Source organism: Agaribacter flavus (assembly GCF_042646125.1).
In the GTDB taxonomy this organism is placed as follows: domain Bacteria; phylum Pseudomonadota; class Gammaproteobacteria; order Enterobacterales; family Alteromonadaceae; genus Glaciecola; species Glaciecola flavus.
The window spans coordinates 1-19,986 of record NZ_JBHRSW010000015.1 but is presented as its reverse complement, the minus strand read 5'-3'; the positions used below and the strand labels follow the sequence as shown (position 1 = coordinate 19,986).

20 protein-coding genes are annotated in these 19,986 nt (G+C 43.0%); 19 read left to right on the top strand and 1 reads right to left on the bottom strand.

Annotated features, from left to right (window positions below):
* Nucleotides 1-33 precede the first annotated feature (33 nt).
* The 18 genes from ACFOHL_RS09530 (at nt 34) to pseI (ending at nt 19,059) form a co-directional block, all read left to right on the top strand.
* Nucleotides 34-267: an AbrB/MazE/SpoVT family DNA-binding domain-containing protein gene (locus ACFOHL_RS09530; protein ID WP_376919996.1), complete on the top strand. Its 234-nt coding sequence runs from the start codon at nt 34-36 to the stop codon at nt 265-267.
* Nucleotides 264-662, top strand: coding sequence for a PIN domain-containing protein (locus tag ACFOHL_RS09525; protein WP_376919995.1), 399 nt, complete (start codon nt 264-266; stop codon nt 660-662). The genes ACFOHL_RS09530 and ACFOHL_RS09525 overlap by 4 nt, the downstream gene beginning before the upstream one ends.
* A 590-nt stretch (nt 663-1,252) precedes the next feature.
* Entirely contained in the window at nt 1,253-1,684 is a 432-nt protein-coding gene (locus ACFOHL_RS09520) for a nuclear transport factor 2 family protein (RefSeq protein WP_376919994.1), read from the top strand.
* Between the two features lie 41 nt (nt 1,685-1,725).
* The gene (locus ACFOHL_RS09515) at nt 1,726-2,178 is read left to right on the top strand and encodes a YybH family protein (RefSeq protein ID WP_376919993.1); all 453 of its coding nucleotides are present in this window, start codon (nt 1,726-1,728) and stop codon (nt 2,176-2,178) included.
* Between the two features lie 85 nt (nt 2,179-2,263).
* Nucleotides 2,264-3,409: an S-(hydroxymethyl)glutathione dehydrogenase/class III alcohol dehydrogenase gene (locus ACFOHL_RS09510; RefSeq protein ID WP_449188923.1), complete on the top strand. Its 1,146-nt coding sequence runs from the start codon at nt 2,264-2,266 to the stop codon at nt 3,407-3,409.
* Entirely contained in the window at nt 3,406-4,248 is an 843-nt protein-coding gene (gene fghA / locus ACFOHL_RS09505) for an S-formylglutathione hydrolase (protein ID WP_376919992.1), read from the top strand. Before ACFOHL_RS09510 ends, fghA begins: the two co-directional genes overlap by 4 nt.
* A gap of 357 nt (nt 4,249-4,605) precedes the next feature.
* Nucleotides 4,606-5,424 (top strand): flagellin N-terminal helical domain-containing protein, encoded by an 819-nt coding sequence (locus ACFOHL_RS09500; RefSeq protein WP_376919991.1) that lies wholly within the window; start codon nt 4,606-4,608, stop codon nt 5,422-5,424.
* Between the two features lie 669 nt (nt 5,425-6,093).
* The gene (locus tag ACFOHL_RS09495; protein ID WP_376919990.1) at nt 6,094-6,924 is read left to right on the top strand and encodes a flagellin N-terminal helical domain-containing protein; all 831 of its coding nucleotides are present in this window, start codon (nt 6,094-6,096) and stop codon (nt 6,922-6,924) included.
* Between the two features lie 847 nt (nt 6,925-7,771).
* On the top strand, nt 7,772-8,608 hold the full coding sequence (locus ACFOHL_RS09490) for a flagellin N-terminal helical domain-containing protein (RefSeq protein ID WP_376919989.1): 837 nt from the start codon (nt 7,772-7,774) through the stop codon (nt 8,606-8,608).
* 100 nt (nt 8,609-8,708) lie between these two features.
* Nucleotides 8,709-9,209, top strand: coding sequence for a flagellar protein FlaG (locus tag ACFOHL_RS09485; RefSeq protein ID WP_376919988.1), 501 nt, complete (start codon nt 8,709-8,711; stop codon nt 9,207-9,209).
* Between the two features lie 13 nt (nt 9,210-9,222).
* On the top strand, nt 9,223-10,680 hold the full coding sequence (fliD, locus tag ACFOHL_RS09480) for a flagellar filament capping protein FliD (RefSeq protein ID WP_376919987.1): 1,458 nt from the start codon (nt 9,223-9,225) through the stop codon (nt 10,678-10,680).
* Nucleotides 10,681-11,094, top strand: a complete 414-nt coding sequence (gene fliS, locus ACFOHL_RS09475; protein ID WP_376919986.1) for a flagellar export chaperone FliS — start codon at nt 10,681-10,683, stop codon at nt 11,092-11,094.
* A complete protein-coding gene (locus ACFOHL_RS09470) occupies nt 11,075-11,446 on the top strand; it encodes a hypothetical protein (protein ID WP_376919985.1) in 372 nt (123 codons plus the stop codon). The genes fliS and ACFOHL_RS09470 overlap by 20 nt, the downstream gene beginning before the upstream one ends.
* Nucleotides 11,412-14,987, top strand: coding sequence for a motility associated factor glycosyltransferase family protein (locus ACFOHL_RS09465; RefSeq protein WP_376919984.1), 3,576 nt, complete (start codon nt 11,412-11,414; stop codon nt 14,985-14,987). Before ACFOHL_RS09470 ends, ACFOHL_RS09465 begins: the two co-directional genes overlap by 35 nt.
* A complete protein-coding gene (gene pseB, locus ACFOHL_RS09460) occupies nt 14,980-15,978 on the top strand; it encodes a UDP-N-acetylglucosamine 4,6-dehydratase (inverting) (protein WP_376919983.1) in 999 nt (332 codons plus the stop codon). The genes ACFOHL_RS09465 and pseB overlap by 8 nt, the downstream gene beginning before the upstream one ends.
* Nucleotides 15,975-17,177 carry a UDP-4-amino-4,6-dideoxy-N-acetyl-beta-L-altrosamine transaminase gene (gene pseC / locus ACFOHL_RS09455; protein WP_376919982.1) on the top strand — a complete coding sequence of 401 codons (1,203 nt, stop codon included), beginning with the start codon at nt 15,975-15,977 and terminating at the stop codon, nt 17,175-17,177. Before pseB ends, pseC begins: the two co-directional genes overlap by 4 nt.
* A gap of 72 nt (nt 17,178-17,249) precedes the next feature.
* Nucleotides 17,250-17,984 carry a pseudaminic acid cytidylyltransferase gene (pseF, locus tag ACFOHL_RS09450; protein ID WP_376919981.1) on the top strand — a complete coding sequence of 245 codons (735 nt, stop codon included), beginning with the start codon at nt 17,250-17,252 and terminating at the stop codon, nt 17,982-17,984.
* Nucleotides 17,977-19,059 (top strand): pseudaminic acid synthase, encoded by a 1,083-nt coding sequence (pseI, locus tag ACFOHL_RS09445; RefSeq protein ID WP_376919980.1) that lies wholly within the window; start codon nt 17,977-17,979, stop codon nt 19,057-19,059. The genes pseF and pseI overlap by 8 nt, the downstream gene beginning before the upstream one ends.
* 5 nt (nt 19,060-19,064) lie before the next feature.
* On the opposite strand, the gene ACFOHL_RS09440 is transcribed toward pseI, so the two are convergent.
* Nucleotides 19,065-19,256 carry a phage integrase N-terminal SAM-like domain-containing protein gene (locus ACFOHL_RS09440; RefSeq protein WP_376920123.1) on the bottom strand — a complete coding sequence of 64 codons (192 nt, stop codon included), beginning with the start codon at nt 19,254-19,256 and terminating at the stop codon, nt 19,065-19,067.
* A gap of 240 nt (nt 19,257-19,496) precedes the next feature.
* On the opposite strand from ACFOHL_RS09440, the gene ACFOHL_RS09435 reads away from it, so the two are divergent.
* The gene (locus ACFOHL_RS09435) at nt 19,497-19,763 is read left to right on the top strand and encodes a hypothetical protein (RefSeq protein ID WP_376919979.1); all 267 of its coding nucleotides are present in this window, start codon (nt 19,497-19,499) and stop codon (nt 19,761-19,763) included.
* Nucleotides 19,764-19,986: the final 223 nt, after the last annotated feature.

Below are 19,986 nucleotides of genomic sequence, written 5' to 3'. Positions count from 1 at the left end.
ACCTATATGTAAGGAATTATAAGTTTGGTAACCATGAGTCAAGCAACAGTTACATCTAAAGGGCAGATTACTATCCCAGTTACTGTAAGAGCGAATATGAAGCTGGATGCAGGCGACAAGGTCGAGTTTATTGATATGGGTGATGGTCAGTATCAAATGATTGCTGTCACACGAGAAGTTCGTACGTTGAAAGGCCTCTTTAAATCGGATCGCGTCGTCAGTATCGACGAAATGAATGATGCTATTGAGGCGAGCGCGTCTGCATGATCGGTATTGATACAAATATACTCATTCGGTATTTGGCGCAAGACGACAAAGCGCAAGCTTTATTGGCGTCAACGTTGATAGAAGAAAAATTGACTGCTAACACTCCAGGTTTTATATCAATGATCACCTTGGTTGAAATTACTTGGGTGTTGCAGAAATGTTACCGCGCCTCAAAAAATGATTTATGCAGTACAATTAAGATGATTTTAGAAACCAAGCAGTTTCAAGTTGAACGCGCCGAATCGTGTTATCGGGCATTAAAATTATTTGAAATGGGTAGTGGCGATTTTTCAGATGCCCTAATTTCATCAATCAGTAAAGATGCCGGTTGTTCATGCGTAATGACTTTCGATAAGAAAGCGCAATCAGTTGGTATGGAATTGTTGTCCAATTAGGGAAGAGTAAACAAACCAATACGCTAAATAACCTAAACTCGGGATAAGCAACTCCGTCCAGCAGCGTCCTAAATCCCAATCTCCGCCTTGCTCAATCTTGAAATAGTTCGTTATTCCTTTGCTTGAGCGCCTTGATATCCAGCTTTAGCCCACTACTGGATAGTGGATTAAACAAATGAACAATAAATTCATGCGTTTGCAAACTTGCTTATCCAGAGTTCAGGTTAAATACTAACGGTCATCACATGTAGCCTTCTCAACGACAATAATTTCGTTATTTTCTGCAAAACACCCATTGGAAAAACGTAAAACAAAACTCAATTTCAGATGAGCTTATAGCTAGTCTATCGCGTTACTAATCAAACTATGAATTGACGTGTCATTGTCGCCCTCCAAAAAGTCTTTTACTCCAGCGAGTTTCCCTTTTTTATTATTAAAAGCGCAAAAGATTGGTTTTTATTTGTATCGAACAATATAAAATTCTTGACAAAGTAAATACTGAATTTATTATATATGTATCGAACGATATATAAATAAGTAGAGTAGATATACTTATAAAAATTTTAAAACTAACAACTAAGGATACAAGTATGAGTATTTCCGCAATTAAAAGCGTAATGCAAAACCTAATGAACTCGGCAGCATCAAATTTCGATCATGACGCGCTAGATAAAATTTACCATGATGACATGCGAATTCTGATGATTGATGCGAATGGCAATGTAAATCATTCGGATAAACCCAATTTTATGGCGACGTTTAAGTCTATGCATGACCAAGGTATAGAGGTGAACACGTGGGCAGAGTACAACGATATCAGTGTTGATGGCGACAACGCCCATGTGCTGATCACCCGTAAAAATAAGCTAGCAGGTTACGACGCTTTGTTGGTGTTGAGTATCGATTTCGTTTTCGAGAGCGAGCGCTGGCAGATTACGCGCGAAGTCATTTTTGTGCGACCTGATACAGGGGACTATCCCGGTGAAGACAACAAAGCGAGCTTTATGAGCGACGCAGATTAATAAAAAGTTTTTTTTAATTTCATTCAATGGAGATTCTCACTATGCGCTTAGCAAAGCTCTTTTTCTTATTGGTATTTGCCTCAAGTTCTTCGATGGCAAGCACGAAACAAGAGGTGATTCAAAGCCTTCATGATTTCAATGACTTATTCAATGAGTATACGGTGTCTAAAAATGTAGAAGGCTTAGTCAACCTTTACGCAGACGACACGCTATGGATTGAGCAAAACAAACCAGCAGTTCAAGGAAAAGAACCTGTTCGTCAAACCTTTGCTTTCCTCGCTTCCAAGAATGCGGTAAATGATCATCACATCGACAAACTTGTTGTTTCTGATGATGGTTCTCTCGCAGTTATGGTGGGCACAGCTATTGTTAAAGTCGAAGAGTTTAACTTAGACACGACAGGTACCTTTCTCTTTGTTTTAAAACCTCACAAAGGTAGTTGGAAAATTGTCACCGATATGTGGCACCAACATCTTCCTCCAAAACAGCCATAACCACTATGGCTAGCCGACAGCCTTAATATTTCTTATACTCTCTGGGATTGGGCTATAGCCTGTTGAATGTTTTATGGAGAACAAAATGAAATCGATGCGCACTACTGCTGCCGTAGCCGTCGAACCTGGAAAACCCTTAGAGATCATGGAAGTCAATCTTGAACTTCCTAAAGCGGGCGAAGTCCTTGTAGAAATCAAAGCGACAGGCATTTGCCACACTGATGAATTTACTCGCTCAGGCGCAAACAAAGGCGGGAATTTCCCCGTTATCTTAGGGCATGAAGGGGCAGGCGTTGTTGTCGCTGTTGGAGAAAATGTAAGCACCTTAAAACCGGGTGACCATGTGATCCCGCTCTATGCGCCCGAATGCCGACAATGTCATGCCTGTACGACAGGCAAAACGAACATGTGTACCGCCATTCGTCGCAACCAAGACAAAGGCCTGTTACCCGATGGAACCACGCGTTTCTCGATGCTAGACGGTACGCCCATCCATCATTATATGGGGTGCTCAACTTTTGCCAATCATACGGTTGTAGCAGAAATTTCACTTGCTAAGATCCGCAAAGATGCGCCTTTTGATAAAATCTGTTATGTCGGATGTGGGGTCACTACAGGTGTAGGTGCAGTGATCAATACGGCTGGTGTGGAAGTGGGATCGACAACCGCGGTTTTCGGTCTTGGTGGAATTGGCCTGAACGTTATTCAAGGTCTTCGCATGGCAGGTGCGGATATGATTATCGGTGTGGATTTGAACAACGATAAAAGGGAGATTGCTGAAAAGTTTGGCATGACCCATTTTGTTAACCCCGCTGAACTAGACGGTCAATCTGTATCTGAAGCGATCATTGAAATGAGCAAAACTGAAGAAGATGATTGGGGCGGTGTTGATTACACATTTGAATCAACCGGCAACGTTCACGTTATGGAAGAAGCACTAAAAGCGGCGCACCGTGGTTGGGGCGAATCTATTGTGATTGGCGTTCCGCCTTCAGGTCAAAAACTAGCTGCGGAACCTATTCAGCTGTTGACGGGGCGCGTCTGGAAAGGTACGTCGTTTGGTGGTGTAAGAGGACGTACAGAGGTACCCAAATACGTAGATTGGTATATGGATGGTAAGATTGAGATTGACTCAATGATTACACATATAATGCCGCTTGAAGATATTAACAAAGCTTTTGACCTGATGCATGCAGGGGAAAGTATACGCAGTGTGGTGACATTCGAATGACTTTAGAAACACTTTCAGCCATCCGTTCTCATGGTGGCACGCAAACTTTATATAGACATATGTCCACGTCAACCAAGACGCCCATGGAGTTCTCTGTTTTCGTACCAGACCATGAAGACGGGGCAAAACTGCCTGTCATTTGGTTCTTATCTGGCTTGACCTGCACACCCGCAAATGTAACAGAAAAAGGCGAGTTTCGAGCAGCTTGCGCTCGTCATGGCTTCATTTTTGTTGCGCCTGATACCTCACCACGCGGTGATGGTGTGCCTGATGACGCAGAGGCCGCACGCGACTTTGGCCTTGCGGCTGGGTTTTACGTTAATGCTACTCGGGCACCGTTTTCTGAGCATTACCATATGCGTGATTATATTGAAACTGAATTGCCTGATGTCATTGCACGTGAATTGCCCTGTGCCGATATGTCGCGCCAGTCTATCATGGGTCATTCTATGGGAGGGCACGGTGCATTGACCGTCGGTCTGCGCAATCCCGACCGCTTTAAAGCGGTGTCAGCGTTTGCGCCAATCAACTCGACGATCAATTGTCCATGGGGACAGAAAGCGATGGCCGGTTATCTCGGGGATGATCAATCCAAGTGGGAAGAATACGATGCCTGTGCGCTGATCAAAAATGGCGCGCGCTTGCCCGACATTCTCGTCGATCAAGGCGCGGCAGATGAATACATCGAAACAGAGCTAAAACCTGATTTATTGCGAGATGCGTGCGCAGAAGCAGGACAGCCTCTAACACTGCGAATTCATGATGGCTATAATCACGGCTATTACTTTGTGTCGACATTCATGAATGATCATATCGAGTGGCACGCTGAACGACTGTGACAATTTATGCTTTATTGGAAGCAATTACGCTAAGAGTAAGAAAGTTTTTTAATTTTTTTTACTACTAAAAAAATGAATACTCTTAGGTCAGTTTACTATCTAAGCCCCTCCTAAATAAGCGCTTTTAGCTAAGCGCTACTACAGTTCAAATTTTAAAAGCGGCAAAATCTTGCCGCTTTTTTTGTTTTTTTTGCATTTTTGTTTAAAGGGATTTTGAAGAACGTCGATAACCTTTTACGAGAGAGCCAGTACATACACTTTTTAAAAACTAGAAAGTGATGTTCTACAATTTGTAATAATTCACCGGAGTTCGTCCGGCTGCCAGCAAGCGCTGGACTGAGAGTGTAGGAGAGACTTATGTCACTTTATGTAAATACAAACGTGTCGGCGTTAAATGCCCAGCGTCAGCTATTCAATTCACAGAATTCTTTGGGCACGTCTTTCGAGCGTTTGTCTTCAGGTTTGCGTATTAACCGTGCTTCAGACGATGCTGCTGGTTTGCAGATTTCTGATCGTATGACTTCTCAAATCAATGGACTTAATCAAGCTGTTAGAAATGCGAACGATGCTATTTCTTTAACTCAAACTGCTGAAGGTGCTTTGGGTGAGACAACGAATGCATTGCAACGTATTCGTCAATTAGCGATTCAATCACAAAATGGTATTAATACCGCGGACGACCGTACTGCGCTTCAAGAAGAAGTATCAGCACTTAAAACTGAAATCACACGTATTTCAGACACCACGCAATTTAACGACCGTAACATTCTAGACGGTACATTAGCGGCTTCGTTCCTTGTTGGATCGAATGCTGGTCAAAAAATCGATGTTACTCTAACCACTGACTTTGATGCGACGGGCTTAGGTATTAATGCCTTAACGGTTGCTACCTCAGGTGATGCCAGTGCTGCTATTGCTTCCATCGATGCGGCGCTTTCCACTGTTGGTGCAAATAGAGCTGATTTAGGTGCCTTGACTAACCGTTTCCAATCAACTATCCGTAACCTGTCTAACGTCACAGAAAACGTTTCAGCTGCACGTTCGCGTATCCAAGATACTGACTTTGCATCAGAAACTGCAAACTTGACGCGTAATCAGATTCTTCAGCAGGCAAGCACAACCGTACTATCACAAGCGAATCAGCGTCCTCAGGCCGCGCTTCAGCTTCTTGGTTAAGCCTTACTGACCCTACTGTTTGGGGAATGAAGCCAGGAGGTAGTACTAGCTTACACTAGCCAAACAGACAAGAGTTTGCCCACTCTTTCAAAAATGGGCGGTCGGCCAGGCAATCAGCCTGGCCACATAAGTACCTGTCAAATAAGTATTTTTCAAATAATTTAGAAAATCTCTAAAGGTTTTTCTGTATCTGTTCGATAACAAAATTAAGCAAGCTGATACAAAGCAAGTAATTAAATAATAAAAACCAGTTTGTATTAATAATAAAAGCAAAAACAAAGCGTTGAATCGTTAGGAGAATCAATCAAACCTCACTGGTGCTTGCCACTGGCGACGGTCAAACATTGCCTGCTAACAATGATATTAACGTCAAGAAGTAAAAAGTATTAAGTAAAGAATTTAGTTGATGGGAAAGTAACTAAACTGCCGACTGACAGGAATGACGCCAGGAGGTAGTGAGAGGTATGAGGTCTGGAACACCATACCCGCCCGTCAGCATAGAGCTTTCGCTCTTAGTTACAGCTTTCATGCTCCGTTATCTAGTGTTGATAACGAATGAATCAGTCCCTGATTCTTAAGTATTGGAAAGCACGTTATGTGCCAATTTTATTAAAAAGTGCTCAAAATAAAAACAATAGAGCAAACAGAGAAAATCGTTAGGAGTAACTTATGTCACTTTTTGTAAATACTAATGTCTCGTCCTTGAGCGCAAGACGCTACATGACAGACACAACCACAAATTTAAATACCGCCTTTGAAAGGTTGTCTTCAGGCTTGCGAATAAACAGCGCGAAAGACGACGCGGCAGGTTTACAGATTTCAAATCGCATGACTTCGCAGATCATGGGCTTGGATCAGGCAGTTAGAAATGCCAACGATGGTATTTCACTTGCTCAAACGGTAGAAGGTGCCTTGCAAGAAACCACTACTGCTTTACAAAGAATACGCGTGTTAGCCATTCAGAGTCAAAATGGTATTAATACCGTTGAAGATAGGCAGGCACTGCAAAAAGAAGTGTCGGCATTAAAAGTCGAGATCTCTCGAATTGCCTCCACTACTCAATTCGCGGGGGTAGACGTACTTGACGGCACTTATTCGGCAAAATTCTTAGTAGGCGCGAATGCTGGGCAGACGATCAGTATCAATGTGAGCCGTGCTAATGGCTTTGGTTACAGCGGTTTGTTCGGAGCTTTTACACTAACTGTGTCTACACCTGGAGATGCTTCTGCTTCTTTGCAGGAAATTGATGACGCTATTGCTGTAGTGGATGGAAAACGCGCTGATCTTGGTGCGATTCAAAATAGGTTCCAGTCAACGATTCGAAACTTATCAAACATTAGCGAAAATGTATCAGCGGCAAGATCGCGCATCAGAGATACAGATTTTGCCGCAGAAACGGCAAGTTTGACTCGCTTGCAAATTATTCAGCAGGCAAGTACGAGTATATTGACGCAGGCAAATCAAAGACCTCAAGCGGCTTTGAGCTTGTTACAAGGATAATCTAAAAACAATAGAAATTAGCTTCTAAGGTAATAATTATTATAGGTTTTGACGGCTTGAGAGGCCCTCTCCGTGCCAAGGAAGGCACTTACTTAAGAAGCATAAGTAGTAAAAAGTCGACTAACAAGACTGAGAGTGTAGGATTTGGTTGAGAGGCCAGTATACGTTCTACAATCCTGCCAGTCGACGAAAAGAGTTTGCTCCATCTCCTAACGTGAGCAAGTTGGCTGGGCCGCCCCATGGCTCAGCCTTTTTTCAAATCTTCCCTTTTTCAAAAGCAAGTCACATACCAACTTTTTTTGAACAGTTAAAAATCCTTTGTTGATATTGTTGTGTTCGCGGCGAGATTATATTTGGAAGCCCCCTTCCTCTCCATTATCGTAAAATCGCTGCGAGTATATCCATATACGCTTTGATCTGTTATCCATGAAAAATAAATTTTGCGACAAAGCAGAGGAAGGGGCTTCCAAGCATAATCTCTCTGAGTTGTTTGCATACCAACAAATAAAAAATAGCCATTCCAACAATCCCTTTTCAGCACAAATTCATACCCTTGAAAATCTATTTATTGATGCTTTTTAGGCGTTTTTTGAATTTTTATTTGGCTTAAAATTAAATAAAAAACAAAGAGATAAAAATTATTTTATTTTTTTTGAGAAATTCCCTAAAGCTTCTTTAGTCCCTGTCGATAACTATAGTTGAGGGATAAATCATTTAAAAAACGGTTTATCTAAATGAGGTCATGGTTTTAGGCGTAGTGAACCTAAAACACACACAAAAGAAAAGTAGTCAGAAATTTGTCGCAAATTGGCGGCTCTCTCACAAATTTTTGGCTTTTGGAGGTAGTATGTCATTAACTGTAAACACAAATATCAGTGCGATTAACGCACAACGTCAACTTTTTGATTCAAGCAACGCGTTAAATAAATCGTTTGAGCGTTTATCGTCTGGATTTCGTATTAATAGTGCAGCTGATGATGCTGCCGGTCTACAAATCTCAGATAAGCTTACTGCGCAAATTAACGGTTTGAACGAAGCAGTAAGAAACGCAAATGACGGTATTTCGTTAACTCAAACGGCGGAAGGTGCTCTAGGCGAAACGACAAACGCGCTACAACGCATTCGTCAATTAGCGGTTCAATCTCAAAATGGTATTAACACCGCCGCGGATCGCACTGCACTCAATCGTGAAGTATCAGCGCTTAAGCTTGAAATTTCTCGTATCGCTACGACAACCGAGTTCAACGGACAAAACATATTTAGCGGAACCTATAACTCTAGCTTTTTGGTGGGCGCCAATGCAGGTCAAAAAGTCAATGTCGATTTACGTGCTGCTGCTATTCCTACCGCTGGGTTTAGCGCGACAGGTTTAGGTGTCAATGCGGTGGCGGTAGACACTTCAGCTAATGCCTCAGGCGCACTGACTACGATAGATAATGCGATATCAGCAGTAGGTACTATTCGTGCGAGCCTTGGTGCGGTTGAAAACCGTTTTCAATCAAGTATTCGAAACATCAGTAACGTGAGTGAGAATTTATCGGCTGCACGTTCGCGTATTCAAGATACCGATTTTGCAGCAGAAACGGCAAGTTTAACTAAAAACCAAATTTTACAACAAGCTTCGTTGTCAGTGTTAAGTCAAGCCAACCAACGCCCACAAATAGCCTTGTCTCTACTCGGTTAGGTCTGGTTCAGGCTTAAGGGTTTTGTAACAGTTGCGTTGAACGGGCGGGTCACCAGCAGTATCGGTGATGCCGCTCCTCATTTTTCAGTAGGAGTGTATTATGGATATCGTAAACACCAGAATTGGACAAGCAGTTGCAAGGGATGCAGCGACGTCAATTAATGAAAAATCATTTGTAAGCAGTAATCTCGTCGGCTTTCAAACAGGGGCGAGTCAACATAGTGCGGGAGATAATCCTGTCGCTATGCAGCAGGTGAAATTTGTTGACAAATCTGTCGCTGAACTTCCTCAAAAGCAAGCTATCGAAAAAAAGCTTAAAGAAAATTTGAGTAATGCCGATACCAAAGCGAGAGAGGAAAATGTAGACATTTCTGAGGCAATCGGAAGTGTCACTGAATTTTTGCGAACAACAGGCACAGAACTTGCGTTTTCGGTTGATAGTGATACGTCAAAGCAAGTTGTGACGGTCAAAGACAAAGCGTCAGGCGATGTTATCCGGCAAATCCCTTCCGAGGAAGTGCTTGATTTTGCCGCAAGAGTTCAAGAGTTAGCCGCCGATCCAACCAACACGGTTGGTATCATCATAAATGGGCGGGCATAATATGAGGTGATTTATGTCGATTCAATCCTTAGGTGTAGGCTCAGGTCTTGATCTGGAGTCTTTAGTACAACAGCTATTGTCTGCCGAGCGCGGGCCTAAGCTACAAAGATTGAATCGACAAGAATCCGCCCTCGAAGCGGAAATTTCTGCTGTTGGACAAGTCAAATCAAAACTATCTGAATTTGAAGATGCGTTAAAAGCATTACAAGACGTAAATAACCTTTCTGGGCGAGAGCCTACCATCGAAAACCCAAGTGAAAACATTTCGCCTTTTACCGCCACACCAGGTAACGACGCTGTACCCGGCAATTATCAAATAGCGGTGACTCAGCTTGCCAGTGGCAGCCGTGTTGAGACGGCAGAAGCGCTCAATGGTGGCTTTGCTAGTGCTGATGATGTTGTCTTGTCGGCAGGGAGTGCGGATTTAACCTTTAAAATCGGTGACAGTGGCGACGAGTTTACGATTTCTATAGCGGCAGGCACGACCTTATCGGAATTGCGCGACCAAATTAACGCCGACGAAAACAATTTTGGGGTCAATGTAAATGTCATTAACACTGGCACCACCGATGGTGGCACGCGCTTGGTGTTCTCATCTGATGTCACGGGTGATGGCAATGATCTCAAAATCATAAATACCAATAACAATGCAGAGTTAAATCGTATCAGTACCACTGATTCGAGTGAAACAGCCACGTATTTGACGCCAGTAATAAATGCACAAAATGCTATTGCTAGCATTGATGGAATAGAAGTGCAAAGTGATACCAATACCTTTGAGAACGCCATACAAAGTATTCGCTTTGATGTGAGCCAGTTGTCAGAAAAAGACGCGAGCGACAATCCGATTGCCTCGACCTTAACTGTGGGCTTTGATGTTGAGGGTTTAGAAGAGAATATTCGTACTTTTGTCGATAAATACAACCAACTATACGACGAGCTTGATCGCCTGAGTAGCTATGGCGCGACCGAAGACGATCCCGATGGGCCTTTGGCTGGGGATGCTACTGTACGGGGCATTCTGTCTGGCTTGAGCAATTTGTTGAGTGGTAACGTCGCCGAGTCCGAACTGGGTGGATTGTTTTCTCTTGGGGTTGAATTAACTATTGACGGTCGCCTAGAGATTGGTTCGACAGATTTTGGTCTAGGTACCGGCACCGAGCGTCTAGAGAATGCGCTGCAAGACAATTTTGACGACATTGCCGTTCTGTTCAATTCGGATGATGGCATTGCCAATAGACTATTAGCATTTACAGAAGAATTTACGCAGTCGTCGGGGATATTGTCTTCGCGTGAAAACAGTATTAAAACTCAGCAAGATAACGTGGCTGATGATCGCGAGCGCTTTGAAATTAGAATGCAGAGCTTCGAGCAAACTTTACGTGCGCGCTACTTAAGCTTAGATAGCACCGTTGCACAATTACAAAATACAGGTAATGCACTATTTGCAGCCTTACAAGGACTAAACTAAATGTCATTAAAAGCCATTAACGCCTATCAAAAAGACAGCTTAAAACAACGCATTGCCAGCGCTGATCCGCACCAGTTAACCTTAATGTTGATGCAGGGCGCTTTAGATCGTTTAGCCTACGCAAAAGGCGCGCATGATAGAAATGACATTGCCGCTCGTGCACAATTTGTGTCAAAAGCAACGGCCATTTTTATCAATCTGAGAGATACTTTGGATACGAATACTGGTGGTGAATTCGCAGAAAACCTACATGGTCTTTACGACTACATGATAGATAAGTTGATCACGCTCAACCAAGACAATGCCATTGCAAATATCAATGAGGTGATTCAGTTGTTTTCTCCAATTAAGGAAGCGTGGCAACAAATACCCGAGCAAGACAAACAACTTGCCTATGCCCAGCGACAAGCTTAATCGCATGACTTTCCCCGAACTAGCACATGAATATTCACCTGAAGCATTGACTCAGGTGAATGAGTCATTGATTGCACTTGCACACGCCGACCCCCTCGATATTGATAAACTATCGGATTTTGCCCGTGAGCGTGCTGTATTGGTCGAAAACTTGCTAACCACATTGACAAAAGACGAACAGCAAAGGTTTGTGCCTGCAGAAATGTCAATTAACCGTCAATTAGAAGCTTATTTTTCCGCTTTGCGACAAGACGTAAAAAAAGAAATTTTGGGTGTGGCGAAAGGCAAGAATGCAGTAAACCAATACACGGGACAGCATGCTAAATTACATAAGGTATCACCTTCACGATGATGAACAGTTACAACAAGCGATAGAAGCTGAGCACGGCGCACAGCTTCAGCAAAATCTGAACAGAAGTATTGATGCTTTTGAACGGCATTTGCCAAACTTAGGGCAATTTTTACGCCGATTTTCCCCACAGACCACCAGTGTCTTTTTAAATAAACATGCACAACAAAATATCGTGAATTTTAGTACCGGCAAGGTGCTATACCCACTCGATGTTGACCAACAAATCCAACGGCAAATAGAGCATTGGCAATTAAATGCCGCCTATGTGCATATCGATGAATCGATTGACTACTTACAAGTTGACTCAGCCGCAGATTTTGACAAGGTGTTAGCCTACAAAGATGCGATTACCGCATCTGCAAAACACGTCGATACTTTGGCGATTTTGGGCTTAGGCAAAGGAACGCATCTGCTTGAACTTTATGAAACGTTTTTACCCAAACAAATTATTGTTTATGAAGCCGATTTACACCAATTGTACTGCTCTGCTATTGGTTTTGACTGGGCGGCGTTTTTAACACGATTGCATGAAGATGGCGTGATGATTTTTATGCAGCTACCTAATGACGGCAGTTCGTTGCCCAATGATTTAATGGAGTTAAAACAAAACTTAGCGGCACAATCGCAGCGCGTTGAGCATGTGCTCGTTTTTCAACATACACGTGTTGAGTCTTTCAATAAACTGATGCAAAACATGCGAAATCCCGCGCAAGTTGACAACAGTAGCGATCAATATCTGTCAGCCGTGCCGTATTGGGTCGAGAGCGTGAATATTGACGATTGGCAGCCATTGACTGGCGCTACCCCTATCTTCAAACAAAATATGCTCGCCTTAGAAAAATATTATCCAGATTTGTATGCGGCCTACAAAGATTTTACTCCTAAGGTGTGGCAACCGCTAATACATAAACACACTGGTGAAATTAGCTTGTTTAACCGCATTCACCTTTGCTTGTACTCACCTAACCCCCAAACAGCGGCACAATCACAGGTAGCCGAGTTTTCAAAATACCCAAACCGTGAATCCTTGGTGATGGGGTACGCAGGAAACAAACTCAATCATTTTTTCTTCAACCAGTTTTACAATGAGTGCGGGGCAGTATTGGCTTCGCAAGCGGAGGAAAAATCTCAATTGCCGGAAGAAGTGCCAGTGTTAATGCTATTTGGGATAGGTAATGCATACTTACCCGATGAGATATTTAAGACGCATCGTGTACAAAATGTACTGCTGAACGAACCCAACCCTGAGTATTTCTATTGGTCTTTATTGGTGTCGGATTGGGCGCGTATTTTTAAACATATAGACGAAAATGCGCACCATATTTATCTAAACATTGGTCAGCTTGATGCCAACTTAATTTCTCAATACACCTATCAGTTTGCACTTATTGGCAATCACCTGATCACACATTCGTATTTGCTGCAAGGCTATGAAAGTAAACAAATACAAGAAAAGTTAGCAGAATTGAGGAACACTCTGAGTACCTTATTTGCCATTTCTGACAATTTTGATCATTCGTTTTATGGCCTGTCGCATTTTATGTATTCGATTGACACGCAGATACCATATTTAAATAAAACAGTGGAAACGCAAAACAAGGCCTTTGCTCAGCACCCAGTTTTTATTGTTGGTAACGGGCCTTCACTGGATCAATGCATAGCACAAATTAAAGCGAGCAGTGACGAAGCCATTATCGTCAGTTGTGGTACGGCACTGAAAACTTTGCACGCACATGGAATACGGCCTGATTTTCATGCAGAAATTGAGTTATACCGTGCTAACTACGATTGGATATCTAGAGTCGATGACGAAGAATACCTAAAACAAATTACCCTGATTAGTGTAGATGGTGTTCACCCTGATAACACTGCATTGTTTAAAGACACGCTATTGGCGTTTAAAAATGGCGAAGCCTCGACTTCAATCACTAAGTATTTACTTAAAGATTTTCCCTATCTTTCTTTACAAGCCGCATACCCCACTGTATCCAACTTTGCATTGAGCTTATTTGCGCACGCAGGTTTCAAAGAAGTGTATTTGTTTGGTGTGGATTTAGGCTTTAAAGATCCCGAGATCCATCACAGCCAAGCTTCGGGGTATTACAACAAAGGGCGGGCATTGTTTAAAACGGCGAGCAATGGGGAAGGGCCGCAACACTTGTTGGTACCCGGTAATTTTTGTGATCAGGTGTTGACGAAGTTTGAGTTTCGCTTATCAAAAACAATGTTAGAGCAATTGACAGGGCAGTTTTCTATTGATTGTTACAATTGCTCCGACGGTGCCAAAATCGAAAACACAACACCGCTACCAGTAGACGACGTCTTTGTGGTTAAAAATGCCGAACAAAAACGCCTTGCTTTGCAAGCGTTTAAACAAAGTTTCAGCCCCATCCCCTTGTCTTTTATAGACTTATACAATGAACATTTTGAGCCTGCGCATTTTTCAAGCGTTTTGGATGCACTCCTACAAGCACTACCCACCAAATTTGCCAAGACTGAAGACGTGTTTGCGTTAAGCACGCACTACACATCAGGCAAGCTATTTGACACCCAAGCGGGTGAGATATTTTTTCATGTTTTGTTTTCGTCAACGAAAAGCTGTTTCTTGGCAGCGCTAGGCAAGGTCACGGCCCAGCAAGATGATGCCAATATTTTACGCTCTGCTAACTATATTTTGAATGCTTGGCGTGATTTACTCAAACATACCAAATCACTGTTTGAATTACCGGCACCTGTTTTTGATAGAAGTGTCGCCTTTCCAGAACTGCGAGAGGAAATTCAGCTAAATCAGATACAAGCAAAGCAAGCAGAAATACCTATCGTATTTAGCTTTGATCATGCGTTTCGCTCACTCTTGAAAAGGTGTAGCGAAGAAGCGGATGAGATATTCAATTTTGTTGATGAAATAGATACCCCTGATTTAGATAACGCGATTATTGTAGTTCAATCAGAGCAGGAAATGAGCCAGTTGTTTGACGCATTGCCAGCGATTGTCGCGAGTAAGGCCTTAATTTTGACATCAGACAGACAGGTTTTCGAAAGCTTGTTAACCGTTTGTCGGGCATCGTATAGCTTGTCTTGCCTGTACTACGATTATTTAGCTCTGCTGCGGTTAAACGACACCTTAAGCTATTTTTTGCAAGGCAAGTTGGCCATCCCTGATCCACAGTATCTTTGTCATGACATTATTGCACGATTCAAGCAAAGAGAAGCATACAGCGCGATGCTGATGAAGCCTCGCTTTAATATGGCGCCTTATATCCGAACACGGACGAGTGACGATGTTCACCCCAATCAGTTTTCTGATTTTACTGAGCTGAAACAGATATTAAATAACCAAGGTAACATTCTGTTATTTAAACACTTTGTCGCGATAAGCAGAGTTAAAATAGAAACTGGCACGGTTCTTGATTGCTATAAGAACAGGGGTGTTTTGATTAATCGGCCACTATATTCTGGCGAACTGTCCGATTACGGCTATTATTCAGTGAACATCAGTCAAATCACCGAACGCTTAGAGGAGCTACAAAAGCGTGTTTGATAATAAGAGTATTTTGTTAACGGGCGGCACTGGATCTTTTGGCAAGCGATTTATTTCGCACATACTGGCTCGTTACAAACCCTCTCGTTTAATCGTTTTTTCGCGAGATGAGTTAAAGCAGTTTGAAATGCAGCAACAGTTTAACGATCCAGCCTTGCGTTATTTTTTGGGTGATGTCAGAGACAAAGAGCGTTTGTTAACGGCGACCAAAAATGTCGATTTCGTTGTGCATGCCGCGGCTTTGAAGCAAGTCCCTGCGGCTGAATACAATCCGAATGAATGTATAAAAACGAATATTAACGGCGCACAAAACGTAATAGATGCGTGCATTGCTAACAATGTCTCTAAGGTAATTGCGTTGTCGACGGACAAGGCGGCAAATCCAGTCAATTTATACGGGGCAACTAAGCTCGCGTCTGACAAACTGTTTGTCGCCGCGAACAACATTGCAGGTGCGAATGGACCGCGCTTTGCGGTTGTGCGCTATGGTAATGTAGTTGGCTCACGTGGCTCGGTTGTACCTTTCTTTCGTAAGTTGTTAGCTGATGGCGTGAGCGTTTTACCCGTTACCCACAAAGAAATGACCCGCTTTTGGATTACCCTTGACGACGGCGTATCTTTTGTGGTGAAAAATTTTGCAAGAATGCAAGGCGGAGAAATTTTTGTTCCCAAGATCCCCTCCATTCGCATTTTAGATCTCGTTGAAGCCATGAGTGGGAGCCGTGACTATGAGTGTGTGGGGATCCGCCCAGGGGAAAAGCTACACGAGATTATGGTACCCGAAGAAATGGCACATCACTCCGTCGAATTTGACGATCATTTTGTCATTACCCCCGCGATTACTTTTTTTGATACCAATGTTAACTATCATCAAAACAAGCTGTTGGAAGAGGGAAGGCCTGTTGCCGATAAATTTGAGTATCACTCCGGCACAAACCCACATTTTTTAACGGTTGATGAGCTAAAAGAGTTGGACAGTGCAACCGTATGATCCCCTATGGTAAACACAATATAAATGCCCAAGACATCGCAAGTGTTGTCGATGTGCTTGAAAACAAGTTTCTCACACAGGGGGAACTTGTGCCGCAATTTGAAGAGGCGCTTTGCGAATACACCGGCGCTAGGTATTGTGTAGCGGTAAACTCCGGCACCTCTGGTTTACATGTGGCCTGTTTAGCCTTGGGCGTGGGTGAAGGCGATACAGTGTGGACTTCACCTAACTCTTTTGCAGCTTCGGCTAACTGTGCAAGATATTGCGGCGCTGACGTAGACTTTGTTGATATTGACCCAAGTACACGAAATTTATGTCCTCAACGACTCGCCGCTAAATTACAATACGCTGCCACAAAAAAACGCCTGCCAAAAGCAATTGTGGTGGTGCATTTTGCCGGCTTGAGTTGTGATATGAAAAAAATTCATGACTTGTGCCAAGCTTATGGTATTGCCATCATTGAGGACGCGGCTCATGGTTTGGGCGGTCGATACCAAAATAAAGCAATAGGTAGCTGCGAATATGCAGATATAGCAGTATTGAGTTTTCATCCGGTGAAATCCATTACTACGGCTGAAGGCGGTGCGGTCTTAACAAACAGCCAAGCATTGGCAAAACAAGCCGAGCTTTATGCCAAACACGGTATTACTCGCCGTCCTGAGTGGTTGCAGCCTCACGAGCAAGGAGCTTGGTATTATCAACAATTGTGCTTAGGCTATAACTATCGTTTAAGCGATCTGCAGGCGGCCTTGGGCTTGAGTCAATTGACAAGAATTGACAGTTTTATACAGGAACGCCGCCGTTTGGCTGCGCGTTACACCGATAGCTTTACTCGTTCCTCTGCTACCCAAAATTTTAATCAATATCTTAAGTTACCGACGCAATCACAGGCTCAAGATTCGGCGTGGCATTTGTACATGGTCGAAGTGCCAATCAATATGCGAGCGCTTGTTTTTGAACAAATGAAATCACAAGGTATCGGCGTAAACGTGCACTATATTCCCATTCATTGGCATCCATATTATCAAGCGCTTGGCTTTACCAAAGGAGCGTTTGCGCATGCGGAGCATTTTTATCAAGGTGCGATCACACTCCCTTTGTATGTGGGTTTAAGTGATAAAGAGCAGGACGAGGTCATATCGGCTTTGGAAACCGCATTGCTTGTGGCTATACAGGAAACTGGGGATGAGGAGTCATAGTTTGCGACATCGGCTAGATCACAATTCGCTATACTCTTTTACTTACCTACTATTTAGCGATTGGTATAGTTAATGGGGATTGCCATTATTCCCGCAAGAGGGGGCAGTAAACGCATTCCTCGCAAAAATATCAAAGCTTTTAATGGTAAACCCCTCATTGCCTATTCGATAGATACAGCAAAACAGTCCGGCGCGTTCAGTCATTTATTGGTATCCACTGATGACGAGGCGATTGCAAAAACGGCATTGCAATACGGTGCAGACGGTATTTTATCGCGTCCTGCCGCTTTGGCTGATGACTTTGCGACCACTGGCGATGTGATGCAACAGGCACTGCAAACAATAATAGCAGGCGGGTATGAATCTATAGGGATGCAAGAAAACATCGATTTAGTGTGTTGTTTGTATGCTACCGCTCCGCTATTGCAGTCTGCCTATTTGCGCAGAGCGGTAGACATGTTTCACGCAGAAATACGTGCAGATAAATCAACAGAGTACGTATTTAGTGCGACAAGTTTTGCTTTTCCCGTTCAACGCGGCTTCAGTCTACAGGCGGGTAAACTAAAGATGCTATATCCCGAACTAATGCAAACTCGCTCTCAGGATTTACCCGATGTTTATCACGATGCAGGGCAATTTTATATTGCCAATAGTGAGGTTTGGTTAGCAAAAAAGCCTGTATTTACCGAACACTCAAAACCGATAATGCTGCCGCGGTACTTGGTTCAAGATATTGATACTTTGGAAGATTGGACACAGGCAGAACTCTTACATGATGCGATCGCTAGGAAAACACCTTATGCCTGATAATAACGACTTACAGACAACCGATGATGTGATTTTACTTGGTGGACGAAAAGTCGGAAGAGGGCATGCGCCTTTTATGATTGCCGAGCTAAGCGGCAATCACAACCAAAGCTTAGACACTGCTTTGGCACTTGTTGACCAGGCTGCCAAAGCGGGCGCACATGCAATAAAATTGCAAACCTATACAGCGGATACTATGACATTGGACACGCAGGCCAAAGGTTTTGTGATCGAAGATAAAAACAGTTTATGGTATGGCGAAAACCTTTATACCTTGTACCAAAAAGCCAGTACACCTTATGAATGGCACCCCATTATATTTGAACACGCAAAAGCACAGGGAATGCTTGCTTTTAGCTCTCCCTTTGATGCCAGTGCTGTAGACTTTTTAGAAAGTTTAGACGTCCCGTGTTATAAGGTGGCCTCATTTGAGCTAACGGACGTGCCGCTCATACGCAAAGTCGCGAGTACCGGTAAACCAATGATTATGTCGACCGGCATGGCAAGTCTGAGTGAGATTGAATTGGCGGTGAGGACGGCAAAAAGCGCTGGCTGCAACGACATTATTTTACTTAAGTGCACTAGCACTTATCCTGCTGCCGCAACCGATACCAATTTGTTAACGATACCTGCATTACGCACTAATTTTGCCTGCACAGTGGGTTTGTCGGATCATACTAAGGGTATTGGGGTATCGGTAGCGAGTATTGCTTTGGGGGCAAGCGTGATTGAAAAGCATTTTGTGCTTGATCGCAGTGCCGGCGGGGTAGATGCTGACTTTTCGCTTGAGCCAAATGAATTTGCTCTACTCACAGAAGAATGCAAACGCGCATATGAAGCTTTAGGCGAGGTAAAGTTTGGCGGTACGCGCAACGAACAAAAATCTAAACAGTTCAGACGCTCATTATACGTTAGCAAGCCAGTTGTAGCGGGTGAAGTGTTTACCCAAGAAAACCTTCGCGTAATCCGACCCGGATATGGCTTAGCACCCAAGCATTACGAGACCGTGATTGGGCGAAGGGCACGCAAGAACATTGAACCAGCGACGCCTTTGGATTGGTCGATGGTGGATTAACAAAGCTAATTTGTTGACCGAAAAACACCTTTGACCGTCGCTAAATGTGTTAGGTACGTTTCTACCTCAACGCTTCCCATTGTGTTGGGGTGCTTGTAGTTGTGAAAACGAATAAAGCCCTTAATCACAAACAAATAGCTTTCAATCGTGCTTTTAGCATACCGTTTTCGATACATAAAATCAGAGATCTGAGTCAAAAATTTAGAAGACAAAATTAACTACATCCATGAAAAAGTTATCCTTGTCGCATAAGAGCACTTTTGCGACACTAGAAATCAATCACCGTAATGTGAAAAAACGACATTCCACAGAACGCTTGCCATATGTGGTATGAGGAAATATAGTGAAGAAAGAATAAATTTTATACGCGACCTTGGGACAGAAAACTTATCCACAGGTAAGCTTACAATAAATTGTTATAACTACCGAAACATCGCATGAAAAAATTAATAAAATTTGCACTTATCGGCTTTATTGGTTTGGTCCTAATTTTAAAATCTATTAGTACACCCCTTTTATGTGGTGGTACATTTATGCAAAATTGGATGGGACTAGGATCGTGTACAGAATCGCAATCTCAATTTATGGGGCTCGGTTACACATATTTTGAAGGTACAGAATCAGTAGGTGTTGCAGTTTTAGTGATTTTCTTACTAGTTCTAATTATTGTTGGGCAAAAATGGCTAAGAAAACGTGCAGGGTAGTTATAACAAAGCCATTAAGCCAGTCACTATCGTTCCTTCGGACGCGCAATTATTCCTGCAATTTGTATTTAACTGCGTTAAATTATCACAAATTCCAAAAATAATTACGCGCCGCTTATGGCGGTGTTAAACCCTTATTCAGCATCAAGTCTCTTTAATGCTTTTTTGTAAGCCTCATTTCTCTCGCGTTTTCCCACTGCAAGCACTGTAACTACAACTACGT

Bases quoted from the DNA above. Each gene is read 5' to 3' on its own strand.
- ACFOHL_RS09500 (WP_376919991.1), top strand. From the start codon at position 4,606: ATGTCACTTTATGTAAATACAAACGTGTCGGCGTTAAATGCCCAGCGT.
- pseC (WP_376919982.1), top strand. From the start codon at position 15,975: ATGATCCCCTATGGTAAACACAATATAAATGCCCAAGACATCGCAAGT.
- ACFOHL_RS09485 (WP_376919988.1), top strand. From the start codon at position 8,709: ATGGATATCGTAAACACCAGAATTGGACAAGCAGTTGCAAGGGATGCA.
- ACFOHL_RS09515 (WP_376919993.1), top strand. From the start codon at position 1,726: ATGCGCTTAGCAAAGCTCTTTTTCTTATTGGTATTTGCCTCAAGTTCT.
- ACFOHL_RS09530 (WP_376919996.1), top strand. From the start codon at position 34: ATGAGTCAAGCAACAGTTACATCTAAAGGGCAGATTACTATCCCAGTT.
- fliS (WP_376919986.1), top strand. From the start codon at position 10,681: ATGTCATTAAAAGCCATTAACGCCTATCAAAAAGACAGCTTAAAACAA.
- pseI (WP_376919980.1), top strand. From the start codon at position 17,977: ATGCCTGATAATAACGACTTACAGACAACCGATGATGTGATTTTACTT.
- ACFOHL_RS09490 (WP_376919989.1), top strand. From the start codon at position 7,772: ATGTCATTAACTGTAAACACAAATATCAGTGCGATTAACGCACAACGT.
- fliD (WP_376919987.1), top strand. From the start codon at position 9,223: ATGTCGATTCAATCCTTAGGTGTAGGCTCAGGTCTTGATCTGGAGTCT.
- ACFOHL_RS09510 (WP_449188923.1), top strand. From the start codon at position 2,264: ATGAAATCGATGCGCACTACTGCTGCCGTAGCCGTCGAACCTGGAAAA.
- ACFOHL_RS09525 (WP_376919995.1), top strand. From the start codon at position 264: ATGATCGGTATTGATACAAATATACTCATTCGGTATTTGGCGCAAGAC.
- ACFOHL_RS09465 (WP_376919984.1), top strand. From the start codon at position 11,412: ATGCTAAATTACATAAGGTATCACCTTCACGATGATGAACAGTTACAA.
- ACFOHL_RS09435 (WP_376919979.1), top strand. From the start codon at position 19,497: ATGAAAAAATTAATAAAATTTGCACTTATCGGCTTTATTGGTTTGGTC.
- ACFOHL_RS09495 (WP_376919990.1), top strand. From the start codon at position 6,094: ATGTCACTTTTTGTAAATACTAATGTCTCGTCCTTGAGCGCAAGACGC.
- ACFOHL_RS09470 (WP_376919985.1), top strand. From the start codon at position 11,075: ATGCCCAGCGACAAGCTTAATCGCATGACTTTCCCCGAACTAGCACAT.
- pseF (WP_376919981.1), top strand. From the start codon at position 17,250: ATGGGGATTGCCATTATTCCCGCAAGAGGGGGCAGTAAACGCATTCCT.
- ACFOHL_RS09520 (WP_376919994.1), top strand. From the start codon at position 1,253: ATGAGTATTTCCGCAATTAAAAGCGTAATGCAAAACCTAATGAACTCG.
- fghA (WP_376919992.1), top strand. From the start codon at position 3,406: ATGACTTTAGAAACACTTTCAGCCATCCGTTCTCATGGTGGCACGCAA.